Raw genomic sequence first — 966 nt, 5'->3', positions numbered from 1 at the left:
TGCAAAAATATTAATGAGATAGAATTTTCTAAAAACTTAGAAGTGATAGGCTATGAATCATTTGCTAATTGCACATCTTTAAAGAAAATAACTATTCCTGATAATATAAAAGCAATAGAAAATTGTGCTTTTGAAAATTGTTCAGCTGTAACAGAAATTGAATTGGGTAAAGGTTTAACTCAACTAGGTACATCAAATGGTTATTATTATAATCCATTTTATAATATGACTAGTGTAAAGAAGATTACTTTTAATAGTGAAAAAGTACCAACAACTCCATGTGCAGATACTTTTGAATATATGAACAACCTAGAAACTGTCTATGTACCAACAGTTTCTTACAGTGAATATGTAGATAGATTTACACCATATATTAACAATGGTAGAATTTTAATGAGTTCAAATGATGAATTTGTTGTTTCAGATGGTGTACTGCTTCAATATACAGGTGAAGCTACTGATGTAACTATCCCAAGTACAGTTGAAGAAATCAGCCAATCAGCATTTAAGAATAACAAGAAAATCACTTCAATTACTATTGGAGAAAGTGTTTCTAAAATCGGTAAATCTGTATTTAGTGGTTGTACTGCACTTAAGAGTGTAAAACTAACTGACAAAATCACTACAATCGATAATTATGCATTTAATGGTTGTACTGCTTTAACAGAAATTACAATTCCAAATTCAGTGGAAACAATCGGTAACTATGCATTCTATAAATGTACTTCATTATCAAATGAATTAGTAATTCCATCATCAGTAAAAACTATCGGTGATTATGCTTTTGCAGAAGATAACAAAATCACATCAGTTACTATTAAAGGTAATGAAGAGGGTACAACTATCGGTAATTATTCTTTCCAAAATGCAACTGGTATCAAAACATTAGATTTAGGAAATGTAACATCAATAGGTACAAATGCATTTAATAATTGTGCTTCATTAAGTGGTAAGTTAACTATTCCG

1 protein-coding gene is annotated in these 966 nt (G+C 29.3%); it reads left to right on the top strand.

Translation table 11 applies throughout. The annotated features are described in order from the left end of the window. Positions 1 to 9: 9 nt before the first annotated feature. On the top strand, positions 10 to 966 hold a 957-nt coding region (locus WMO18_RS10870; protein ID WP_367286612.1), incomplete at its 3' end, for a leucine-rich repeat domain-containing protein.

It is taken from the genome of Ruminococcoides intestinihominis, assembly GCF_040096285.1.
Classification (GTDB): domain Bacteria; phylum Bacillota; class Clostridia; order Oscillospirales; family Acutalibacteraceae; genus Ruminococcoides; species Ruminococcoides intestinihominis.
Note: the sequence above shows the minus strand (reverse complement) of the source record. Positions and strands in the feature narration are given on the sequence as shown.